The 21983-nt window shown below is 70.6% G+C and carries 14 protein-coding genes; all 14 read left to right on the top strand.

All coding sequences use genetic code 11. The annotated features are described in order from the left end of the window. The first annotated feature begins 725 nt into the window (after positions 1-725). Entirely contained in the window at positions 726-3176 is a 2451-nt protein-coding gene (locus PUR56_RS15400) for a SpoIIE family protein phosphatase (protein WP_329876229.1), read from the top strand. Between the two features lie 185 nt (positions 3177-3361). Next, positions 3362-6043 (top strand): SpoIIE family protein phosphatase, encoded by a 2682-nt coding sequence (locus PUR56_RS15395; RefSeq protein WP_380356733.1) that lies wholly within the window; start codon positions 3362-3364, stop codon positions 6041-6043. A gap of 161 nt (positions 6044-6204) precedes the next feature. Continuing rightward, positions 6205-7971 (top strand): ABC transporter family substrate-binding protein, encoded by a 1767-nt coding sequence (locus tag PUR56_RS15390; RefSeq protein ID WP_329949331.1) that lies wholly within the window; start codon positions 6205-6207, stop codon positions 7969-7971. Positions 7972-8461: 490 nt separating this feature from the next. Continuing rightward, complete coding sequence (gene typA / locus PUR56_RS15385) at positions 8462-10366, top strand: translational GTPase TypA (RefSeq protein WP_329876233.1); 1905 nt, start codon at positions 8462-8464, stop codon at positions 10364-10366. A 442-nt stretch (positions 10367-10808) separates the two neighbouring features. After that, a complete protein-coding gene (locus PUR56_RS15380; protein WP_329876235.1) occupies positions 10809-12443 on the top strand; it encodes a peptide ABC transporter substrate-binding protein in 1635 nt (544 codons plus the stop codon). 90 nt (positions 12444-12533) lie between these two features. Next, positions 12534-13478 (top strand): ABC transporter permease, encoded by a 945-nt coding sequence (locus PUR56_RS15375; protein WP_329876237.1) that lies wholly within the window; start codon positions 12534-12536, stop codon positions 13476-13478. Further along, a complete protein-coding gene (locus tag PUR56_RS15370; RefSeq protein WP_329949330.1) occupies positions 13471-14412 on the top strand; it encodes an ABC transporter permease in 942 nt (313 codons plus the stop codon). Before PUR56_RS15375 ends, PUR56_RS15370 begins: the two co-directional genes overlap by 8 nt. A gap of 19 nt (positions 14413-14431) precedes the next feature. Continuing rightward, complete coding sequence (locus PUR56_RS15365; protein WP_329876241.1) at positions 14432-15481, top strand: ABC transporter ATP-binding protein; 1050 nt, start codon at positions 14432-14434, stop codon at positions 15479-15481. Beyond that, positions 15474-16490: an ABC transporter ATP-binding protein gene (locus PUR56_RS15360; RefSeq protein WP_329949329.1), complete on the top strand. Its 1017-nt coding sequence runs from the start codon at positions 15474-15476 to the stop codon at positions 16488-16490. Before PUR56_RS15365 ends, PUR56_RS15360 begins: the two co-directional genes overlap by 8 nt. A 173-nt stretch (positions 16491-16663) precedes the next feature. Beyond that, the gene (locus tag PUR56_RS15355) at positions 16664-18286 is read left to right on the top strand and encodes a peptide ABC transporter substrate-binding protein (protein WP_329874634.1); all 1623 of its coding nucleotides are present in this window, start codon (positions 16664-16666) and stop codon (positions 18284-18286) included. An 84-nt stretch (positions 18287-18370) separates the two neighbouring features. After that, positions 18371-19297 carry an ABC transporter permease gene (locus PUR56_RS15350; RefSeq protein ID WP_329874632.1) on the top strand — a complete coding sequence of 309 codons (927 nt, stop codon included), beginning with the start codon at positions 18371-18373 and terminating at the stop codon, positions 19295-19297. A gap of 76 nt (positions 19298-19373) precedes the next feature. Then, entirely contained in the window at positions 19374-20288 is a 915-nt protein-coding gene (locus tag PUR56_RS15345) for an ABC transporter permease (RefSeq protein ID WP_329874638.1), read from the top strand. A gap of 15 nt (positions 20289-20303) precedes the next feature. Next, positions 20304-21356 carry an ABC transporter ATP-binding protein gene (locus PUR56_RS15340; RefSeq protein WP_329949328.1) on the top strand — a complete coding sequence of 351 codons (1053 nt, stop codon included), beginning with the start codon at positions 20304-20306 and terminating at the stop codon, positions 21354-21356. Continuing rightward, on the top strand, positions 21346-21983 hold a 638-nt coding region (locus tag PUR56_RS15335), incomplete at its 3' end, for an ATP-binding cassette domain-containing protein (protein WP_443034506.1). The genes PUR56_RS15340 and PUR56_RS15335, both read left to right, overlap by 11 nt.

Raw genomic sequence — 21983 nt, 5'->3', positions numbered from 1 at the left:
CTCACCGCCTCCGGACGAGCTGCGGACCGCCTCGCCGGCGCCGCCCCCCGGGGCGCCCCCTGCCGTCCCCGCAGGCCGTCCCCGTCCGCGTCCCCGTCCCGGAGCGGGGACGCGGACGGGGCGGCTCCCGCGCGACGCGTGGGGCGGTGGGCCGGGCAATCGGAAAAGTCGACGCGCTGACCGGGATAGCCTTGGTTCTGCTGGGTATGTCACTTTTCGGCACTATTCGTCACCATCGGTGAGCCGCCCCCAGCCGGCGACGCCGATCCCGACCAGAGCCGGAGGCCCCGTCGGTGTCGAATACCGGTAACGGTGGCGGGGGAGCGCGACGGGCGGGCGCCGGGGGGAGCGCCGCCGCCCGGGCCCGGCTGCGCCGCGGCGCGAGCCGGGCGGACGTGCGCGGCGAGAACCGGGCCGCGTACCCGTCGGCCGGGCGTGGCCGGAGCGAGGGCGGCGGTCCGCCCGAGGGGCCGGTGCCGACGCAGCCCGCACCGTCCCTGGTGGTGCCCGACGCGGCGCCGCCGGGCGGTGTCCGGAGCAGACCCGGCCGGCCGTTCCCCGGCGGACCGCGGAACACCCAGGCGCAGCCTCCGGCAGGTGCCGGGGGAGGCGGCCGGGGAGACGCCCCGGGCGGGCCGGGAAGCGGCACCGCAGGCCCCCGGACGGCACTCGGGGGGCGCCCCGGTCCCGGTACGGCCGGCCATCCCGAGGGCACCCTCTTCGACGTGGTCAAGGTCGCCATCGCGATCCTCGACACCGCCGGCCGCGTGGTGCTCTGGAGTCCGGCCGCCGAGGAACTGCTCGGCTGGCCGAACGAGCTGCTGGTCGGCCGCCGGATCGACGAGCTGATCCCGGACGCCGACCAGGTGGTCCGGATCCGGGCCGCGATCCAGGACACCCTGCGCCACGGCCGCTGGTCCGGTCTGGCCGAGCTGCGCGACCGGGAGGGCGATCCGGTGCTGGTCGACGCCCGGATCTCGCTGCTCGTCGACGGCGACGGCACCCCGTTCCTCCAGGTCAACCTGGCCGAGGCGGCCGCCGTCCGGGCGGTGGAGCGCGACCTCGCCGTCCGTGACGCGCTGTTCGAGCAGTCCCCGCTGGGCATCGCGATCCTCGACACCGACCTGCGCTACACCGCCGTCAACCAGACCCTCGCCGAGATGAACGGCGTCGTGCCGGAGGACCACGTCGGCCGGACCACGGGGGAGACCCTCCCCGAGCGGGCGGCCGACGAGATCACCGCGATCCAGCGCCAGGTGCTGGCCACCGGCGAGCCGGTCATCGACGTCACCCTCGCCTCCCCGATCACCGCACGCTCCGGCTACCGCTCGATCTCCTACAGCCGGATGACCGACCGGGCCGGCCGGGTGCTCGGCATCTCCGGCACGGTGATGGACGTGACGGAACGTTACCGGGCGGTGGCCAAGGTCGAGCACGCCCGCCGCCGGCTCTCACTGCTCAACGAGTTCGGCTCCCGGGTCGGTGACCTGCTGGACGCCTCCCGGATCGCCCAGGAGCTGGCCGGCGCGGTCGTCCCCCGGCTGACCGACCACGCCGCGGTGATCCTGCTCCAGGCGGTCGCGCACGGTGACGACCTGCCCCGGCACGGGCACGACCGCCGCACCTCGCTCCTCCAGCTGGGCACCGCCTCCGTCCAGGACGGTCCGGAGGTGGAGACGATGCTCCGGCGCGGTGCCCGGATCACCTTCGCCGAGGACTCGGCCTGCGGCCGGGTGCTGCGCACCGGCGTTCCCGAGCTGCTCTCCGGCGCCGACCAGCTGAGCGACGTCACGTACCCGGGCGACCCGAAGATGCAGGCGGCGCACGACCTGGGCGTGCACTCGATGCTGGTGGTGCCGTTGCGCGCCCGGGGCATCGTGATCGGCCTGCTGCTCGTCAGCCGGGCCGGCTACCGGGAGGGCTTCGACCGGGACGACCTGGCGTTCACCGTGGAGCTGGCCGACCGGGCCGGCTCCTCGCTGGACAACGCCCGGCTCTACGCCCGTGAGCGCACCGCCGCGCTGACCCTGCAGCGCACGCTGCTCCCGCAGCAGGTCCCCCAGCCGACCGGCGTCGAGGTCGCCTACCGCTACGTGCCGGGCAGCAGCGGCACCGAGGTCGGCGGCGACTGGTTCGACGTCATCCCGCTGCCCGGCGACCGCACCGCGCTGGTGGTCGGCGACGTGATGGGCCACGGACTCCGGGCGGCCGCGACGATGGGTCGGCTGCGCACCGCCGTCCGCGTGCTGGCCGCCCTGGACCTGCCGCCGGACGTGCTGCTGCGGCACGTCCACGAGCTGGCCGACGACCTGGCCCAAGGGCCGGACGAGGCGCTGCTGGCCACCTGCGTGTACGCGGTGTTCGACCCGGCGACCGCCACCATGACCGTCGCCAAGGCCGGCCACATCCCGCCGGTGCTGGTGGTGCCGGCGGAGGGGACCGACGAACCGACCCGGACCGGCGGCCCGCTGCTCGGCGGCGTCGGGCGGATCCTGGAGCTGCCGTCCGGAGCCCCGCTCGGGGTCGGCGGAGTCCCGTTCGAGTCGGTCGAACTGAAGATCCCGGAGGGGAGCCTGCTGGCGCTCTGCACCGACGGGCTGGTGGAGTCCCGGGACAAGGACCTGGACGTGGGCCTGGGCCGGCTGCTCACCGTCCTGGAGGCGCCGTACGCGTCGATCCAGGCCGCCTGTGAGGCGGTGCTGGACACCATGGAGCAGGGCCGCGAGCCGGACGACGTGGCGCTGCTGCTGGCCCGGCTCGGCCACGGGCAGGCCGGCACCCCGACGGCGGGCTGGACGCTGCCCGCCGAGCCGACCGCCGTCTCCCGGGCCCGCCGGCTGGTCCGCGCGACGCTGGTCGAGTGGAGCGTCGAGGAGCTCACCGACACGGCCGAGCTCCTGGTCAGCGAGCTGGTCACGAACGCGGTCCGGTACGCGAGCGCACCGATCGGCGTGCGGCTGACGCTCGGGGAGACGCTGCTGGTGGAGATCTCCGACCCGTTGCCCGATCCGCCGCGCGAGCGGCACGCGGCCGAGGCCGACGAGGGCGGCCGGGGGCTGGAGCTGGTCCGCCGGCTGGCGCTGCGCTGGGGGGCCCGGGCCGAGGGGATGGGCAAGGTGGTCTGGTTCGAGCAGGCGCTGCCGGGTAGTGAGCCCCACGAGTCGGCAGCCGAGTAGGCCCGCCGGGCGGGCGAGCGGACGGCGAGGAGAACGGTGCTGCATATGCCGGGAGGCGGCCAGGGGGAGCGCGCGCTCCGGCAGGGGGCGCGAGCGTGGCATTGTGGTTGCGCGGGCGGTAGGACAAAAACCTTCGCCCGATCTGATGTTGTGATGTTGAGGGCGTGTGAACGTACCCCTCGATGATGAATACTCGGTCTTCTCGACATCCGGACGGTCGCGGGTTTGGAGGGGTCGGTCCGTTGAACAGCACCCCGGCGCGTAACGCGCCGAGCAGCAGCGGTCATGCCGCTGTACCCGGGCAGGCCGGTGCCCAACACGTGTCCGCGCCCGCCGTGCCCCGCTCGGTCGCGCGCGCGGCGGCCCCGACCGTCGGGCCCGCCGCCCACCGGGTGGCCGAGGCACACCGCTGGGGCGCCGGGGACCCGGGATCGATCTACGACTACATCCGGGTCGCCACCTTCGCGATCGGCCCCGACGGCCGGATCAGCCAGTGGAGCGAGCGCGCCGCCGAGTTCTTCGGGGTCCCCGCCTCCGAGGCGGTCGGCGCCGACCCGGTCACCACCTTCGTCCCGCGCGAGCTCTGGCAGCGCGGCCGGGCCCGGCTCGAACGGACCCTGGCCGGCGAGGAGTGGGTCGGCACCACCCCGTACCGCGACGCCAACGGCGGCGAGGGCCTCGCCGAGCTCTACCTGATGCCCGACAGCGCGCTGCCCACCGCCGGCGCCACCTGTCTCGCCGTCGACCTCGGCCGGCTCCGCCGGATCGAGACCGACCTCGCCGCCTCCGAGGCGGTTTTCGGCCAGACTCCGACCGGGTTCATCCTCTTCGACGACCGGCTCCGGCTCCAGCGGGTCAACGACGCCTTCGCCTCCGGGATGGGCCTCGCCCCCACCGACCTGGAGGGGCTCACCCCGCACGACCTCTTCCCCGGCTCCGAGGCCGACCGGCTCACCGCCGCCCTGCGCAAGGTCCTCGCCAGCGGCGAGCCCGTCTTCGACCTGCGCTTCCACTCCACCGTCCCGACCCGCGAGGGCAACCGGCTCTGGGCCGTCTCGCTCTACCGCCTCAACGGCGCGGCCGGCCAGCCGACCGGCGTCGCCGGACAGGTCTCCGACGTCACCAGCCGGCACGTCGCCGAGCGCGAGGCCGACGGCGTCCGCCGCAACCTCGCCCTGCTCAACGAGGCCAGCGCCCACATCGGCTCCACCCTCGACCTGGAGACCACCGCCAAGGAGCTGCTGGACGTCGTCGTCCCGCCGTTCTGCGACCTCGCCACCGTGGACCTCTACACCGCGCTGCTCTCCGGCGAGACCGTCCCCAGCGCCGGCCGGTACGGCGACGGCGTGCTCACCGACGGCAGCGGCGAACTGCGCCGGGTCGCCGTCTCCAGCGTGGTCGGCGGCGCCTCCTCGGTGCTCGGCTCGGTCACCGGCCTGCCCATCGCGGAGGCCGGCGGCACCCTCTGCTACCCGCGCCGCTCCCCGCACGCCCGGGCCCTGCGCACCGGCCGCAGCGTCGTCCCCGAGCCCGGGCCCGACCCGCTGCTCCGCTCCACCCTGATCGTCCCGCTGGTCGCCCGCGACCAGGTGCTCGGCCTCGTCCAGCTCTCCCGCGCGATCGGCAGCGAGCCGTTCGACGCCCGCGACGTCGCCATCGCCGAGGAACTGGTCGCCCGGGCCGCGGTCTGCATCGACAACGCGCGGCTCTACCGCCGCGAGCACGAGCGCGCGCTGATCCTCCAGCGCAGCCTGCTGCCCCCGGGCAACCCGGCCGCCAGTGGCCTGGAGATCGCCTGCCGCTACCTGCCCAGCAACAACAACACCGAGGTCGGCGGCGACTGGTTCGACGTCATCCCGCTGCCCGGCAACCGCACCGCGCTGGTCATCGGCGACGTGATGGGCCGCGGCCTGCGGGCCGCCGTCGCGATGGGGCAGCTGCGCACTGCCGTCCGCACCCTGGCCATGCTCGACCTCGACCCCGCCGAGGTGCTCACCGCCCTCGACGAGATCGCCCGCGGCCTCGGCGACGACACCGCGCCGGCCGTCGTGCCCGCCCCGTACGGGCGACTCACCTCGACCGCCGACGAGGAGGCCCGCGAGGTCTACCTGGCGACCTGCGTCTACGCGGTGTACGACGCCGTCACCCGGCGCTGCACCTTCGCCAACGCCGGCCACCTGCCGCCCGTCCTGCTCGGCCCCGGCGAACCGGCCCGGATGCTGGACGTCCCGCCCGGCCTGCCGCTCGGCGTCGGCGGCGAGCCCTTCGAGGAGGTCGAGCTGACCCTCCCGGACGGCGCCGTGCTCGGCCTCTACACCGACGGCCTGGTGGAGAGCCGCAAGCACCAGCTCGACGAGGGGCTCCGCGCCTTCCGCGTCGCGCTCTCCGCCGAGGGCAAGGGCCTGGAGGACCTCTGCGACCACGTCCTCGGCGAGCTCAACCCGCACCACGGGGAGGACGACATCGCCCTGCTCATGGCCAGGGTGCACGCCTTCCCCGAGGACGCCGTCGGCAACTGGTTCCTGCCGCCCGAGCCGACCTCCGTCGCCAAGGCCCGCGAACTCGCCTGCAGCTGGTTGCTGGCCCGCGGCCTCGACGAGCTGGTCGACACCACCGAGCTGCTGGTCAGCGAGCTGGTCACCAACGCCCTGCGGCACGGCCGGGGCGAGATCCGGCTCCGTCTGCTGCGCGACCGGACCATGGTGTGCGAGGTCTGGGACGACGGCTACGCCCAGCCCAGGCAGCGGCGCGCCCAGGAGACCGACGAGGGCGGGCGGGGACTCCAGCTGGTCAGCCTGCTCGCCGAACGCTGGGGCAGCCGGCGGACGCCCAAGGGCAAGATCGTCTGGTTCGAGCTCGGGCTGTAGACGGGCCCGGGCCGCGGGCCCACCGGGGCCGCCGCCCCCGCACGCCGCCCCCGCGCGCCGTCGCGGCACGGGCGGCGGAGGCTCGGCCGACCGGGTGCAGTCCCCGGGCAGCCGCCGTGTCGGCGCGGCCCGGCCCGGAGCGGCGGCGTTCCATGGCCGCCATGCGCGCCCGCCTCCCCGCCGCAGCCGCCGCGCTGCTGCTCGCCCTCGCCGCCTCGGCCGGCTGCTCCGGCGGCCCGTTCCCGGCCGGCACCGCCCCGACGCCCGTCCCCGCACCGCCCGCGCCGGCCACCGTGACCGGGGACGTCCTCCCGGTCGACCGCTCCACCGTGCGGGACGGCGGTACCCTGCGCTGGGCGGTGGACGCCGTCCCCGCCACCCTGAACGTCTACCAGCCGGCCGCCACCGCCGACTCCGCGCTGCTCGCGCACGCCCTCTACCCCGCGCTGTTCCGGCCCGGTGCGCACGGCGGCTGGGAGGCCGACCCCGACTACCTGGCCGCCGCCGAGTCCACGCCGCCCGGGCAGCTGCCGCAGGTGGTGACCTACCGCCTCAACCCGCGGGCGGTCTGGAGCGACGGCACCCCGCTCTCCGCCGCCGACTTCATCGCCCAGCGGGCCGCGCTCTCCGGCCTCGACCCGGCCTATACCTCCGCCCGCCCCGCCGGCTACGGCACGATCGACTCGATCGTCCAGGGCGCCGGCCCGCAGGAGGTCAAGGTCACCTTCCGGCAGCCCTGCGCGCAGTGGCGCGCCCTGTTCGGCCCGCTCTACCCGGCCGCCGAGACCGCCACCGCCGCCGCCTTCGGCCGCCCGCTGCCCGGTGGCACCGCCCACCCGACCGCCGGGCCGTTCCTGGTCTCCGGGTACGACCCGGCCGGCGGACGGGCCGCCCTCGTCCGCAACCCGTACTGGTGGGGCGAGCCGGCCAAGGCCGACCGGATCGACTTCCTCGCCGTCCCGGCCGAACAACGTGCCGACGCGCTCGAACAGAACCGGGTGGACATCGCCCCGTTGACGGCCGCCGTCGACCACGCGGCCGGCGGGGCCGGCGCCCCGGCCGGGGGCGGGGCCGCCCAGGCGCTCCACCGGGCGGAGACCCTGCCCGGCGTCATCCTGCACCGCGCCGCCGGCGCCGCCCTCACCCAGCTCACCCTCAACGCGGCCCGCGACCTCCTCACAGACCCGGTCCTGCGGCGTGCGGTCGCCCGTGCGGTCGACCGCCGGCACGCCGCCGACGCCGCACTCACCCCGCTCGGGCTGCCGGCCGCCCCGCACGGCCACCACCTGCTCACCGGCGACCAGGACGGCTACCGCGACAACGCCGACGCGCTCGGCGCCACCGACGCCGGGCGGATGCTGGACACGGCCGGGTGGAAGCGCCCCGCCGCCGGCGCCACCCGGGCCCGGAACGGCCGTGAGCTCGCCCTCACCCTCCTGGCCCCGGCCGGTTCCGCCACCGCCCGGCGCACCGCGGACGCGGTGGTGGCGGACCTCGGCGCGGCCGGGATCGCGGTCCGGGTGACGGAGGCGCCGGCGGACACCTTCGTCCGCGACCACCTGGCCGCCGGGGACTACGACCTCGCCCTCTTCTCCTGGCCGGCCGGGCCGGACCCGGCCGGCGAGCAGCAGCCCGTCTACGCCAAGCCCCGGCCGGGCCCCGACGGAGCCCTCCGGGCCGGTACCAACTTCGCCCGCGCGGGCACCGAGGAGATCGACCGCCTCTTCGAGCGTGCCGGCGCCGAACCGGACCCCGCCGCCCGCCAGGCCCTCCTCCAGGAGGCGGACGTCCGGATCTGGCAGCTGGGCCACTCGGTGCCGCTGTTCCAGCGCCCCGAGCTGACGGCCGTCCGGGCGGGGCTCGCGGGTGCGGGGGTCTGGGGCTTCGGCCGGCCGCGCTTCCAGGACGTGGGGTGGTCGGCCGGCTAGGTCGCGGTCAGGCCCTCCGTCAGTCCCTCCGTCAGTCCCTCCGTCAGGCCCGCTCTCCCGGGTCTCGTGCGTCCGGCAGGAGCCGTGAGACAGGGGCCGGGTCCCGGCGGGCAGGGCGGACGGACGCGGTCACCCGATCGCCGTGCGACCGGACCGGTCCGTGGAGCGTCGCCGGGCGCGGCGGAGGGGACCGCCGGAGGGACCGCCGGAGGGGTCGGTGGACGGGTCGGCGGACGGGTCCGGAACGTGCCGCCGGACGTCCACAGGGTGAAGAGCCGGTGTCCGAGTTGTGATCTTGATCCCGCCCGACCTGCTCGTTTCGGCCGAGCTGGGCGGTTCCCCGTACCATAGGAGGAAGCCGTGGCATGTCCTGCCCGGCGGGTGGACCGGTAGTAGCAGGCGGAACGGGCGGCGGCGACCAACAGTGGTCGCAAGTGCGCGTCACGCAGCCGGGCGCCGAAACCCACGATTCCGGGAGAATCTGCTAGGCATGCCCACGCGCAACGACATCCGTAACGTCGCCATCGTCGCCCACGTCGACCACGGCAAGACCACCCTGGTCGACGCCATGCTCAAGCAGGCCGGCGCCTTCGCTGCCCACCAGCAGTTGGACGACCGCATGATGGACTCCAACGACCTGGAGCGCGAGAAGGGCATCACCATTCTCGCGAAGAACACCGCGGTCAAGTACCACCCGAAGGATGGTGGCGCTCCGATCACCATCAACATCATCGACACCCCGGGCCACGCCGACTTCGGTGGCGAGGTCGAGCGAGGTCTCTCGATGGTGGACGCGGTCGTCCTCCTGGTCGACGCCTCCGAGGGTCCGCTTCCGCAGACCCGCTTCGTGCTCCGCAAGGCGCTCACCGCGCGGCTCCCCGTCATCCTCTGCATCAACAAGACGGACCGCCCGGACGCCCGGATCGACGAGGTCATCAACGAGACCTACGACCTGTTCCTGGACCTGGACGCCGACGAGGACCAGATCGAGTTCCCGATCGTCTACGCCTGTGCGCGTGACGGCGTGGCCTCCCTGACCAAGCCGGACAACGGGACCGTCCCCGCGGACAGCGACAGCCTGGAGCCGTTCTTCTCCACCATCCTGGAGCACGTCCCGGCTCCGACGTTCGAGGAGGACGCGCCGCTCCAGGCCCACGTCACCAACCTCGACGCGGACAACTTCCTCGGCCGCATCGCCCTGCTCCGCGTCGAGCAGGGTGAGCTGCGCAAGGGCCAGACCGTGGCCTGGATCAAGCGCGACGGCACCATTTCGAGCGTCCGCATCTCCGAGCTGCTGATGACCGAGGCGCTCACCCGCAAGCCGGCCGAGGTGGCCGGTCCGGGCGACATCTGTGCCGTCGCCGGTATCTCCGACATCATGATCGGCGAGACCCTCGCCGACCCGGAGAACCCGATCGCGCTGCCGCTGATCACGGTGGACGAGCCGGCCATCTCGATGACCATCGGCACCAACACCTCGCCGCTGGTCGGCCGTGGCGGCAGCGGCAAGGGCGCGGACGCCAAGTCCAGCGGCCGGGTCGACCGCAAGGTCACCGCCCGCCAGGTCAAGGACCGCCTGGACCGCGAGCTGATCGGTAACGTCTCGCTGCGCGTCCTGGAGACCGAGCGCCCGGACGCCTGGGAGGTGCAGGGCCGTGGTGAGCTGGCGCTGGCCATCCTGATCGAGACCATGCGTCGCGAGGGCTTCGAGCTGACCGTCGGCAAGCCGCAGGTGGTCACCAAGCAGGTCAACGGCAAGACGCACGAGCCGGTCGAGCGCCTCACCGTGGACGTCCCCGAGGAGCACATGGGTGCCGTCACCCAGCTCATGGGCATCCGCAAGGGCCGGATGGACAACATGTCCAACCACGGTTCGGGCTGGGTCCGGATGGAGTTCGTGGTGCCGTCCCGCGGCCTGATCGGCTTCCGGACCGAGTTCCTCACCAACACCCGCGGCACCGGTATCGCGCACTCGATCCACGAGGGCCACGAGCCGTGGTTCGGCACCCTGACGACCCGCAACAACGGTTCGCTGGTCGCCGACCGGGCCGGTGTGGTGACCGCCTTCGCGATGACCAACCTGCAGGAGCGCGGCGTGCTCTTCTGCGACCCGGGCACCGAGGTGTACGAGGGCATGATCGTCGGCGAGAACTCGCGCGCCGACGACATGGACGTCAACATCACCAAGGAGAAGAAGCTCACCAACATGCGGTCGTCGAACGCCGATGTTGCCGAGTCGATCGTCCCGCCGCGGAAGCTCTCCCTGGAGCAGTCGCTGGAGTTCTGCCGCGAGGACGAGTGCATCGAGGTGACCCCGGAGACTGTTCGCATCCGTAAGGTCGTGCTGGACCAGAAGGACCGTGGTCGTACCGCCTCGCGCGCCAAGAAGGTCTGATCACCGCCTTCTGAGGCCTTCCGGCCGTGCTTTGGCCGGAAACCGTCGCCCCCCTTTCCGATGGAGAGGGGGGCGAACTTTTTCAACTACTCCATGCTGTCGACGCGCGTATAAACGGAATAGCGCTTACCACGGCAAGGTGTCCGCTGAGCGAACGTGACAGTCCGTCATTCATGACGACTGTCCGTTTAATGCCTGTCTGAGTATGTCTCATATGTCCGATTTTCGAAACTTACCGACCGTTCATGTGACCTAATTGAGATCGGTAGTGGTCACTTTCGTGTCCGTGCGTGACACATAGTGGGTGCAGTCAGGCTCGGGTCAAGGGTTAACGCGCAGGGGTGCGCGCCGAAACCACGAGCGCGGACGGCACAGCGGATCCGGTCCCGACCAACCGCGGTGCTCTCCTCGTTGGAAAGTCGAATTCAGGAGGCATCCCCCCATGCGTGGTGCAACCCAGACCAAGTGGCTCGTCGCGGCGACCGCGATCGCCCTTGCGGCGACCGCTTGCAGCACCAGCTCGAAGAGCAGCGACAAGGCTGCCTCGGGCGGCGGCACGATCGCCGTTCAGCTCGGTGAGCCGCAGCACGGCCTGATTCCGCAGAACACCGCGGAGTCCGAGGGTGCCGAGGTCCTGAACGCCCTCTTCGCCGGCCTGGTCGAGTACGACAACAAGACCAACGAGCCGAAGCTGCGCGTCGCGGAGTCGATCGAGTCCCCCGACAGCAAGGTCTGGACGATCAAGCTGAAGGACGGCTACACCTTCCACAACGGTGAGAAGGTCACCGCGCAGTCCTTCGTGGACGCCTGGAACTGGGGCGCCAACCAGGACAACGCGGCCGAGGGCCTCCCGTTCTTCGCCAAGATCGACGGCTCCGCCGACCTGGCCCCGGGCAAGGACAAGAAGCCGGCCACCGACAAGCTCAAGGGCCTGACGGTCGTCGACGACAAGACCTTCACGGTCTCCCTGACCGCGCCGTTCTCCCAGTTCAAGACCATGCTGGGCTACAACGCGTTCTACCCGCTGCCGAAGGCCTTCTTCGCTGACAAGAAGACCTTCGAAGAGGCCCCCATCGGCAACGGCCCGTTCCAGATGGACGGCAAGTGGGAGCACAACCAGCAGATCAAGGTCAAGCGCTTCGAGGGCTTCCCGGCCGCTGACGGCAAGGCGAAGCTCCAGGGCGTCACCTTCAAGATCTACGACAAGCTGGAGACGGCGTACAACGACCTGCGCGCCGACAACATCCAGGCCACCGACAAGCTCCCGATCTCGGCCATGGGCACGGTCAAGGGCGAGTTCGGCGACCGCTACATCTACAAGCCGGAGTCCGGCGTCGGCTACATCGGCTTCCCGATCGCCACCAACCCGGAGACCTACGGCAAGCCGGAGATCCGCAAGGCGATCTCGATGGCGATCGACCGCGAGGCGATCACCAAGACGATCTTCTCGGGCACCCGCGTCCCGGCCGACGACTTCGTCAACCCGCTGATCCCGGGCTACCGCAAGGGCGCCATGGGCGACGCGGCGAAGTACGACCCGGCCAAGGCCAAGGAGATCTTCACCGCGGCCAACGGTGTCCCGAACAACACCCTGGAGCTCGGCTACAACGCCGACGGTGGCCACAAGGAGTGGATCGAGGCCGTCGCCAACCAGCTGAAGAAGAACCTGGGCGTCGAGGTCACCCTCAAGCCGTTCGAGAAGTTCGGCAAGATCCTGGACGCGCTGGGCGACAAGCAGTACTCCGGCGGCTTCCGCATGGCGTGGTCGATGGACTACCCGTCGATCGAGAACTACCTCCGTCCGATCTTCTCCAAGGTCGCGATCGACAACGGCTCGAACTACGGCGGCTACGTCAACGAGAAGTTCGAGGCGCTGCTGGACCAGGCCGACCAGGCGAAGAGCCCGGAGGAGGGTCAGAAGCTGTACCAGCAGGCTGACGACATCCTGGTCCAGGACCTGCCGTACATCCCGGTGTACACCTACATGTCCTCCGCCGCGTACAGCAAGAAGATCAAGAACTTCGACACCGACGCCCAGGGTCGCATGAACCTGGACGAGGTCGAGCTCGCCGGCTGATCCGGTTAATCAGACGAACGGGGGCGGGCGGACCGGACTACAGTCCGGGTCCTCCCGCCTCCCTTCCTTGTCCGAAAGTATGGAGGTCTGATGGGCCGCTATGTCATCCGCCGACTTATACAGGCAATCCCTGTCCTGATCGGTGCGACGTTCCTGATCTACTGGCTGTGCTTCAGCCTGCCCGGTGACCCGGTGCAGGCGCTGGCCGGCGAGAAGAAGGCCGACCCGCTCGTGGCGGAGATGATCCGCCAGAAGTACCACCTGAACGACCCGTTCCTGCTCCAGTACTGGAACTACATCTCCGGCGTGTTCCAGGGCAACCTGGGCGAGAGCCTGACCGGTCGTTCGGTGAGCGACATGATCAGCGAGGCGTTCCCCTTCACCGTGAACCTCGCCATCGTGGCCTTCGTCATCGAGGCGATCATCGGTGTGCTGGCGGGCGTCATGGCGGCCCTGCGCAAGGGCAAGTTCCTGGACCAACTGGTCCTGATCAGCACGCTGTTCGTGATCTCGATCCCGGTCTTCGTCACCGGTTTCGTGCTCCAGCTCGTGCTCGGCGTCAAGCTCAAGAACGACTACGGTCTCGAGATCTTCTCCGTCTCCTTCAACGAGGAGGACGGTCTGCGGGCGTACCTGCTGCCGGCCTTCGTGCTGGCGTCGACCTCGCTCGCCTACGTGGCCCGACTGACCCGCACCAGCCTCATGGAGACCATGCGCGCCGACTACGTGCGCACCGCGGTCGCCAAGGGTCTGAAGCGGCGTCGGGTGATCGGCCGGCACGCCCTGCGCAACGCGCTCATCCCGATCGTCACCTTCCTCGGTGCCGACCTCGGTGGTCTGATGGGCGGCGCGGTCATCACGGAGAAGATCTTCAACATCCACGGCATCGGCGGTCTGCTCGCCCAGGCCGTGTACCAGAAGCAGGGCACGATCATCGTCGGCGTCGTCACGCTGCTGGTGATGATCTACCTCGTCACCACCCTGCTCGTGGACCTGCTGTACGCCGTGCTCGACCCGAGGATCCGCTATGAGTGAGACCATCACCAAGGGCGCCGAGGCCCCCTCCGAGGACAACTCCCCGAAGTCCTCCCCGGAGAAGAAGCAGAAGCCGGAGCGCGTCGCCAGTCTCTGGTCGGACGCGATGAGCGACCTTCGCCGCAACCCGGTCTTCATCATCGGCGCCGCGCTGGTGTCGTTCCTGCTCCTGCTGGCCGTCGTGCCGCAGTGGTTCACGGACGGCAGCCCGTTCGACTCGGGGGCCTGCGACCTGGCCGACTCGCTGAAGCGTCCGAGCGGCGACCACTGGTTCGGCTTCGACGTCCAGGGCTGCGACATCTACACCCGCACGGTGTGGGGCGCGCGCAACTCGATCATCGTCGGCGTCCTGACCACCACCATGGTCACCCTGGTGGGCGCCCTCCTCGGCCTGCTGGCCGGGTGGAAGGGCGGGATCGTCGACAGCTTCCTCTCGCGCTTCACCGAGATCTTCTTCTCGATCCCGCTGCTGCTCGGCGGCATGCTGATCATGTCGATGCTCGGCAAGGGCAACGCCTGGACGGTCTCGGTCGTGATGACCGTGCTCGGCTGGCCGCAGATCTTCCGCATCATGCGTGCCTCGGTGCTGTCGAACAAGAACAACGACTACGTGATGGCGGCCCGCGCCCTCGGCGCCGGCTCCGGCCGGATCACCTTCCGGCACATCGTGCCGAACGCCATCGCGCCGGTCATCGTCGTCTCCGCGATCAGCCTGGGTGTCTACATCGGCGCCGAGGCGGCCCTGTCCTACCTGGGCATCGGCGTCCAGCCGCCGGAGATCTCCTGGGGCCTGATGATCAGCGACGCGTCGGTCCGCTTCCTCGACGCGCCCCACGTGCTGCTCTTCCCGTCCGCGGTACTGAGCGTCACCGTCCTGGCCTTCATCATGCTCGGCGACGCGGTCCGCGACGCCCTCGACCCGAAGCTCCGCTGAGAGAAGAGGTGACGACCCGATGACCACCGTGATCGAGAAGAACCAGAAGACCGGCCGCCTGGAGGTTGGCACCCCGCTGCTGGAGGTCAAGGACCTCCACGTGGAGTTCCACACCCGGGACGGCGTCGCCAAGGCCGTGAACGGCGTCAACTACTCCGTGGCCGCCGGTGAGACCCTGGCGGTGCTCGGCGAGTCCGGCTCCGGCAAGTCCGTGACCGCCCAGACCATCATGGGCATCCTCGACATGCCGCCCGGCAAGATCAGCCAGGGCCAGATCCTCTTCCGCGGGCAGGACATGCTCGCCATGAAGGAGGAGGACCGCCGGCAGATCCGCGGCCAGAAGATCGCGATGATCTTCCAGGACGCGCTCTCCTCGCTGAACCCCGTGATGACCGTCGGCGCCCAGCTCGGCGAGATGTTCCGGGTGCACCGCGGCTCCTCCAAGAAGGAGGCCCGGGAGAAGGCCATCGAGCTGATGGAGCGGGTGCGCATCCCCGCCGCCCGGCAGCGCGTCGGCGACTACCCGCACCAGTTCTCCGGCGGTATGCGCCAGCGCATCATGATCGCCATGGCGCTCTCCATGGAGCCCGACCTGATCATCGCGGACGAGCCCACCACCGCCCTGGACGTCACCGTCCAGGCCCAGGTGATGGACCTGCTCGCGGAGCTCCAGGCCGAGTACAACATGGGCCTGATCCTGATCACCCACGACCTCGGCGTGGTCGCCGACGTCGCGGACAAGATCGCCGTGATGTACGCGGGCCGGATCGTCGAGACGGCGCCGGTGCACGAGCTGTACGCCAACCCGGCGCACCCGTACACCAAGGGCCTGCTCCGCTCCATCCCGCGCCTGGACCAGAAGGGCCAGGAGCTGTACGCGATCAAGGGCCTGCCCCCGAACCTGCTCAAGGTCCCGGCCGGCTGCGCGTTCAACCCCCGCTGTGACGTCGCCACCGACCTGTGCCGCTCGGAGATCCCGAAGCTGCACCAGGTGACCGACAAGGACGGCAAGGAGCTCACCGGCCGCCGCAGCGCGTGCCACCTCTGGAAGGAGACCCTCCATGGCTGAGCCCATCCTGGAGGTCAAGGACCTGGTCAAGCACTACCCGCTGACCCAGGGCATCCTCTTCAAGAAGCAGGTCGGCGCGGTCAAGGCCGTCGACGGCGTCTCCTTCGAGCTGGCGAGGGGCGAGACCCTCGGCATCGTCGGCGAGTCCGGCTGTGGCAAGTCCACGCTGGCCAAGGTGCTGATGAACCTGGAGCGGGCCACCTCCGGTCAGGTGCTGTTCAAGGGCGAGGACATCTCCAAGCTGTCCGGCGCGGGCCTCAAGGCCGTCCGCCGGAACATCCAGATGGTGTTCCAGGACCCGTACACCTCGCTGAACCCGCGCATGACGGTCGGCGACATCATCGGTGAGCCGTTCGAGATCCACCCCGAGGTGGCCCCGAAGGGCGACCGCCGCAAGGCCGTCCAGGACCTGCTGGACGTGGTGGGCCTGAACCCGGAGTACATCAACCGGTACCCGCACCAGTTCTCCGGCGGCCAGCGCCAGCGCATCGGCATCGCCCGCGGCCTCGCGCTCAAGCCCGAGATCATCATCTGCGACGAGCCGGTCTCCGCCCTGGACGTCTCCGTCCAGGCGCAGGTGATCAACCTGCTGGAGCAGCTCCAGAGCGAGTTCGAGCTCTCGTACATGTTCATCGCGCACGACCTCTCGATCGTCCGGCACATCTCCGACCGCGTCGGCGTGATGTACCTGGGCAAGATGGTCGAGATCGGCTCGGACGAGGAGATCTACGAGAACGCCACGCACCCGTACACCCAGGCGCTGCTCTCCGCGGTGCCGGTGCCGGACCCGACGGCGCGCGAGTCCCGCGACCGGATCATCCTGACCGGTGACATCCCCTCGCCGGCCAACCCGCCGTCCGGCTGCCGGTTCCGCACCCGCTGCTGGAAGGCCGAGGAGCGCTGCTCCACCGAGGTCCCGCTGCTGGCGGTCCCCGAGGTGCTGACCGGTGCGGCCAAGCACCAGTCGGCGTGCCACTTCGCCGAGGTCCGGGAGCCGGCTGCGGCCTGATCCCGCTTCACTCCGCCCGGAAGGGCCCGCAGCCCCGTGCTGCGGGCCCTTCCGGCGTTCCGTCAACTCCTCCGGCCCCCGGTGCACCCGTCCGGGGGTACCCGACTCGCGCCGCCGCACGGGCGCGCTTCTCATGGGGTGTGATGCGTCACACACCTTGAGGAGGGACCTCCATGCCCGCAGCCACCCGTGCTCGATGGGTCCTCGCCGCAGCGACATCCGTGGCCCTGGTGGCCAGCGGGTGCAGCAGCGGCGGCGGCAGCAGCAGCGGTTCGTCGGACAGCACCAAGACCTTCAGCTACCAGAGCAGTGAACCGCAGAACCCGTTGCAGCCGGCGAACGCCAACGAGACGGGTGGTGGGCGCATCCTGCAGAACCTGTTCAAGGGCCTGGTCGACTACGACCCCACCAACGCGAAGATCCGGATGCAGGTCGCCGACACCATCGAGACGAGCGACTCCCAGACCTTCACCATCACCCTGAAGGACGGCTGGAAGTTCCACGACGGGACCCCGGTCCACGCCAAGAACTTCGTCGACGCGTGGAACTGGGCCGCGACCACCAGCAACAACCAGATCAACAGCTCCTGGTTCTCCGACATCGAGGGCTACCAGGACGTCCACCCGACGAGCGGCCAGCCCGCCACGAACAAGATGTCCGGGCTGACCGTCGTGGACGACCTGCACTTCACCGTGAAGCTCAACGGCAAGGTCTCCTACTTCGAGTACAAGCTCGGCTACATCGCCTTCTCCCCGCTGCCCGACGCCTTCTTCAACGACCCGGCCGGGTACGGCCAGAAGCCGGTCGGCAACGGCGCCTACCAGTTCGTCAGCTGGGACCACAACCAGCAGGTGGTCACCAAGGCGTTCCCGGACTACCAGGGCGTCGACAAGCCGAAGAACGGCGGCATCGTCTTCAAGATGTACAGCACCGCGGAGGCCGCCTACGCGGACCTCCAGTCCAACAACCTGGACGTGATCGACCAGGTGCCCCCGTCGGCGCTGGCCACCTACAAGAGCGACCTCGGCGACCGGGCGATCGACGCGCCGCAGGGCGCCATCCAGAACATCGGCTTCACCCTGTACCAGCCGGACTGGGCCCCGCCGGAGAAGGCCAAGGTCCGCCAGGGCCTGTCGATGGCGATCGACCGCGAGACCATCACCAAGACGGTGCTGCAGGGCTCGCGCAAGGCGGCCACCGCCTGGGTCGCCGAGGGCGTCGAGGGCTACAAGGACGGCCAGTGCGGTGCCAACTGCACGTTCGACCCGGCCAAGGCGAAGCAGCTGATCGCCGAGGGCGGCGGCGTGCCCGGCAACAGGCTGACGATCACCTACAACGCGGACGGCGGCCACAAGGAGTGGGTCGACGCGGTCTGCAACTCGATCCGGCAGAGCACCGGCGTGGACTGCGTGGGCGACCCGAAGCCCGACTTCAAGACCGCCCGCGCGGCGATCACCGGCCACCAGATCAACGGTGCGTTCCGTACCGGCTGGGTGCAGGACTACCCGCTGAACGCCAACTTCCTCGCGGACGTCTACCGCACCGGCGCCGCCTCCAACGACTTCGGCTACAGCAGCCCGCAGTTCGACCAGCTGGCGAACCAGGCCGACCAGGCTCCCAGCGTGGCCGACACGGTGACCGGCTACCAGCAGGCCGAGGCCGTGCTGGCGGGCGACATGCCGGCGGTCCCGCTCTGGTACTACCGCACCAACTCGGGCTACTCCACCAAGGTGCAGAACGTCGAGTTCGACTCCTTCGGCAACCCCGCCTGGACCCAGGTCGAGGTCAAGGGCTGATCAGCCCCCCTGCGCCGGCCCCGCCCTCCCCGCACGGAGGGCGGGGCCCGGGCACTCGGTCAGATAGCTAGGAAGGAGGCTCGGATGGGCAGTTATGTGCTGCGTCGGGTACTGCAGATGATCCCGGTGTTCTTCGGCACCACGCTGCTGATCTTCCTGATGGTCTACACCCTGCCGGGCGACCCGGTCTCGGCGCTGTTCGGCGACAAGGCCGCCGACCCCGCCGTGGTGGCCAACCTCAAGCACAAGTACTACCTGGACCAGCCGCTCTGGAAGCAGTACCTGCACTACATGGGGAACCTCTTCCAGGGGGACTTCGGCACCAGCTTCACCGGCCGGCCGGTCACCGAGATCATGGCGGACGCCTTCCCGGTCACCATCCGGCTGGCCGTGATGGCCTTCCTCTTCGAGATGATCCTCGGCCTCTGCCTGGGCCTGGTCTCCGGTCTGAAGCGCGGCAGCCTCCAGGACACCCTGGTGCTGGTCCTCACCCTGCTGGTGATCTCGATCCCGGTCTTCGTGCTGGCCTACATCGCCCAGACGATCTTCGCGACCAATCTGGGCTGGGTCACCCCGACGGTGCAGGACTCGACGGACCTCTCCCAACTGATCCTGCCGGCGATCGTCCTGGGCTCGCTCTCACTGGCCTTCGTCGCGCGGCTCACCCGGACCTCGATCGGCGAGAACCTGCGGGCCGACTACCTCCGCACGGCGGTCGCCAAGGGCCTGCCCCGGCGCACCATCATCTCCCGTCACCTGCTGCGCAACTCGCTCATCCCGGTGGTCACCTTCCTCGGCACCGACCTGGGCGCGCTGATGGGCGGCGCGATCGTCACGGAGGGCATCTTCAACGTCCAGGGCATCGGCAACGTCCTGTACCGGGCGATCAACCAGAAGGAGGGACCCACCGTGGTCGGCATCGTGACCGTCCTGGTGATCGTCTACCTGGTCGCCTCCCTCATCGTCGACCTGCTCTACGCGGTCCTGGACCCGAGGATCCGCTATGCCTGACATCCACGACGAGAGCTCGTACGAACCGCACCCCAAGCCGGGGATGGACCACCTGGACTACGCCGGTGAGCAGGGCATGGCGGTCGAGCTGGAGACCCTGGTGGAGCCCGACCCGGTCAAGCGGGAGGAGGCCCGCAGCCTCTGGGGCGATGCCTGGCGGGACCTCCGGCGGCGGCCGATCTTCCTGATCTCGGCGGTGCTGATCCTGCTGCTGGTCGTGATGGCGATCTTCCCCTGGGCGTTCACCGACGCCGACCCGCGCAAGGCCGACCTGGTCAACGACTACCTCAAGCGGCCGGACTGGACGGACTTCTTCGGCGCCGGCTGGTTCGGCTACGACGGCCAGGGCCGGTCCATCTACGCCCGGGTGGTGTACGGCGCCCGGGCGTCGATCACCGTCGGCATCTGCGTGACCGCCGCGGTGACCGTGCTCGGCGGACTGGCCGGGATGGTGGCCGGCTACTTCGGCGGCGGCGTGGACGCGGTGATCTCCCGGATCATCGACATCTTCTTCGGCATCCCGCTGCTGCTCGGCGCGCTGGTCCTGCTGAACTCCTTCTCCCACCGCACGGTGTGGAGCGTGGTGATCGCGCTCGCCTTCCTCGGCTGGACGCAGATCGCGCGCGTCATGCGCGGTGCGGTGCTGACGGTCAAGCAGTCCGACTTCGTGGTGGCCGGCCGGGCGCTCGGCGCCGGCACCGGCCGGCTGATGCTCCGGCACATCCTGCCGAACGCGGTCGCCCCGGTGATCGTGGTGGCCACCATCGCCCTGGGCGGGTACATCGCCACCGAGGCGACGCTGAGCTTCCTCGGCATCGGCCTGCAGGATCCGACCATCTCCTGGGGCATCGACATCTCCTCCGCCCAGAAGGTGATCCGGACCGCCCCGTACGTGATGTTCTTCCCGGCCGCGGCACTCTCCGTCACCGTGCTGGCCTTCATCATGCTGGGCGACGCGGTGCGCGACGCCCTCGACCCGAAGCTTCGCTGAGCGAGGGGACGCATCGTGACCACAGCAGTCGATACCGGCAAATCCCAGCACGAGAAGCCCTACGAGGGGCCGCTGCTCGACGTCCGCGACCTGCACGTCGAGTTCGTCACCCGGGACGGGGTGGCCAAGGCGGTCAACGGGGTCAACTACAGCGTGCGGGCGGGGGAGACCCTGGCGGTGCTCGGCGAGTCCGGTTCGGGCAAGTCGGTGACCGCGCAGGCGATCATGGGCATCCTCGACATGCCGCCGGCCCGCATCCCCCGCGGCGAGATCCGGTTCCGCGGACAGGACATGCTCACCATGGGCAGGGAGGAACGGCGGAAGATCCGCGGGCAGAAGATCGCGATGATCTTCCAGGACGCGCTCTCCTCGCTGAACCCGGTGCTCACGGTGGGCTTCCAGCTCGGCGAGATGTTCCGCGCCCACCACGGCGCCTCGCGCAAGGAGGCCAAGGAGAAGGCCATCGAGCTGATGGACCGGGTGCGCATCCCCGCCGCCAGGGACCGGGTCGGCGACTACCCGCACCAGTTCTCGGGCGGCATGCGCCAGCGCATCATGATCGCCATGGCGCTGGCGCTGGAGCCCGACCTGATCATCGCGGACGAGCCCACCACGGCCCTGGACGTCACCGTCCAGGCCCAGGTGATGGACCTGCTCGCGGAGCTCCAGGCCGAGTACCACATGGGTCTGATCCTGATCACCCACGACCTCGGCGTGGTCGCCGACGTGGCCGACAAGATCGCCGTGATGTACGCGGGCCGGATCGTCGAGACGGCGCCGGTGCACGACCTGTACGCGCGCCCGGCCCACCCGTACACCAGGGGTCTGCTGGACTCGATCCCGCGCCTGGACCAGAAGGGCCAGGAGCTCTACGCGATCAAGGGCCTGCCGCCCAACCTCCTGCGGATCCCGCCGGGTTGCGCGTTCAACCCGCGCTGTCCGCGGGCGCAGGACATCTGCCGGCGGGAGGTGCCGGAGCTGTTCCCGGTCACCGAGGACGACGGCACCGAGCTGGCCGGGCGGGGCAGTGCCTGCTTCTTCTGGAAGGAGACCCTCCATGACCGCTGACGGGACGGGCGCCGGTGGGACGGGCGCCGGGGCGACGGGCTCCGGTGGGACGGGGGCCGGGGCGACGAGGGTGACCGGGGTGAGCGCTGCGCCCGTGGAGGCCGCCTTCGCCCAGAAGGTGGCGCGCGGCGAGCCGATCCTGGAGGTCCGCGACCTGGTCAAGCACTTCCCGCTGACCAGGGGGGTGCTGTTCAAGAAGCAGGTCGGCGCGGTGAAGGCGGTCGACGGGGTCTCCTTCGACCTGCGGCAGGGCGAGACACTGGGCATCGTCGGCGAGTCGGGCTGCGGCAAGTCGACGCTGGCCAAGGTGCTGATGAACCTGGAGCCCACCACCGCGGGATCGGTCCGGTTCAAGGGCGAGGAGATCTCCCGGCTCTCCGGGGCCGGGCTGAAGGCGGTGCGGCGGAACATCCAGATGGTGTTCCAGGACCCGTACACCTCGCTGAACCCGCGCATGACGGTCGGCGACATCATCGGTGAGCCCTTCGAGATCCACCCGGAGGTGGCCCCGAAGGGCGACCGCCGCAAGGCCGTCCAGGACCTGCTGGACGTGGTGGGCCTGAACCCGGAGTACATCAACCGGTACCCGCACCAGTTCTCCGGCGGCCAGCGCCAGCGCATCGGCAT

Origin of the sequence: Streptomyces sp. BE303 (assembly GCF_036290945.1) — a bacterium.
Classification (GTDB): domain Bacteria; phylum Actinomycetota; class Actinomycetes; order Streptomycetales; family Streptomycetaceae; genus Kitasatospora.
Note: the sequence above shows the minus strand (reverse complement) of the source record. Positions and strands in the feature narration are given on the sequence as shown.

Coding starts and splice junctions, on each gene's coding strand:
- PUR56_RS15395 (WP_380356733.1), top strand. CDS start 3,362: ATGAATACTCGGTCTTCTCGACATCCGGACGGTCGCGGGTTTGGAGGG.
- PUR56_RS15390 (WP_329949331.1), top strand. CDS start 6,205: ATGCGCGCCCGCCTCCCCGCCGCAGCCGCCGCGCTGCTGCTCGCCCTC.
- typA (WP_329876233.1), top strand. CDS start 8,462: ATGCCCACGCGCAACGACATCCGTAACGTCGCCATCGTCGCCCACGTC.
- PUR56_RS15380 (WP_329876235.1), top strand. CDS start 10,809: ATGCGTGGTGCAACCCAGACCAAGTGGCTCGTCGCGGCGACCGCGATC.
- PUR56_RS15375 (WP_329876237.1), top strand. CDS start 12,534: ATGGGCCGCTATGTCATCCGCCGACTTATACAGGCAATCCCTGTCCTG.
- PUR56_RS15370 (WP_329949330.1), top strand. CDS start 13,471: ATGAGTGAGACCATCACCAAGGGCGCCGAGGCCCCCTCCGAGGACAAC.
- PUR56_RS15365 (WP_329876241.1), top strand. CDS start 14,432: ATGACCACCGTGATCGAGAAGAACCAGAAGACCGGCCGCCTGGAGGTT.
- PUR56_RS15360 (WP_329949329.1), top strand. CDS start 15,474: ATGGCTGAGCCCATCCTGGAGGTCAAGGACCTGGTCAAGCACTACCCG.
- PUR56_RS15355 (WP_329874634.1), top strand. CDS start 16,664: ATGCCCGCAGCCACCCGTGCTCGATGGGTCCTCGCCGCAGCGACATCC.
- PUR56_RS15350 (WP_329874632.1), top strand. CDS start 18,371: ATGGGCAGTTATGTGCTGCGTCGGGTACTGCAGATGATCCCGGTGTTC.
- PUR56_RS15345 (WP_329874638.1), top strand. CDS start 19,374: ATGGCGGTCGAGCTGGAGACCCTGGTGGAGCCCGACCCGGTCAAGCGG.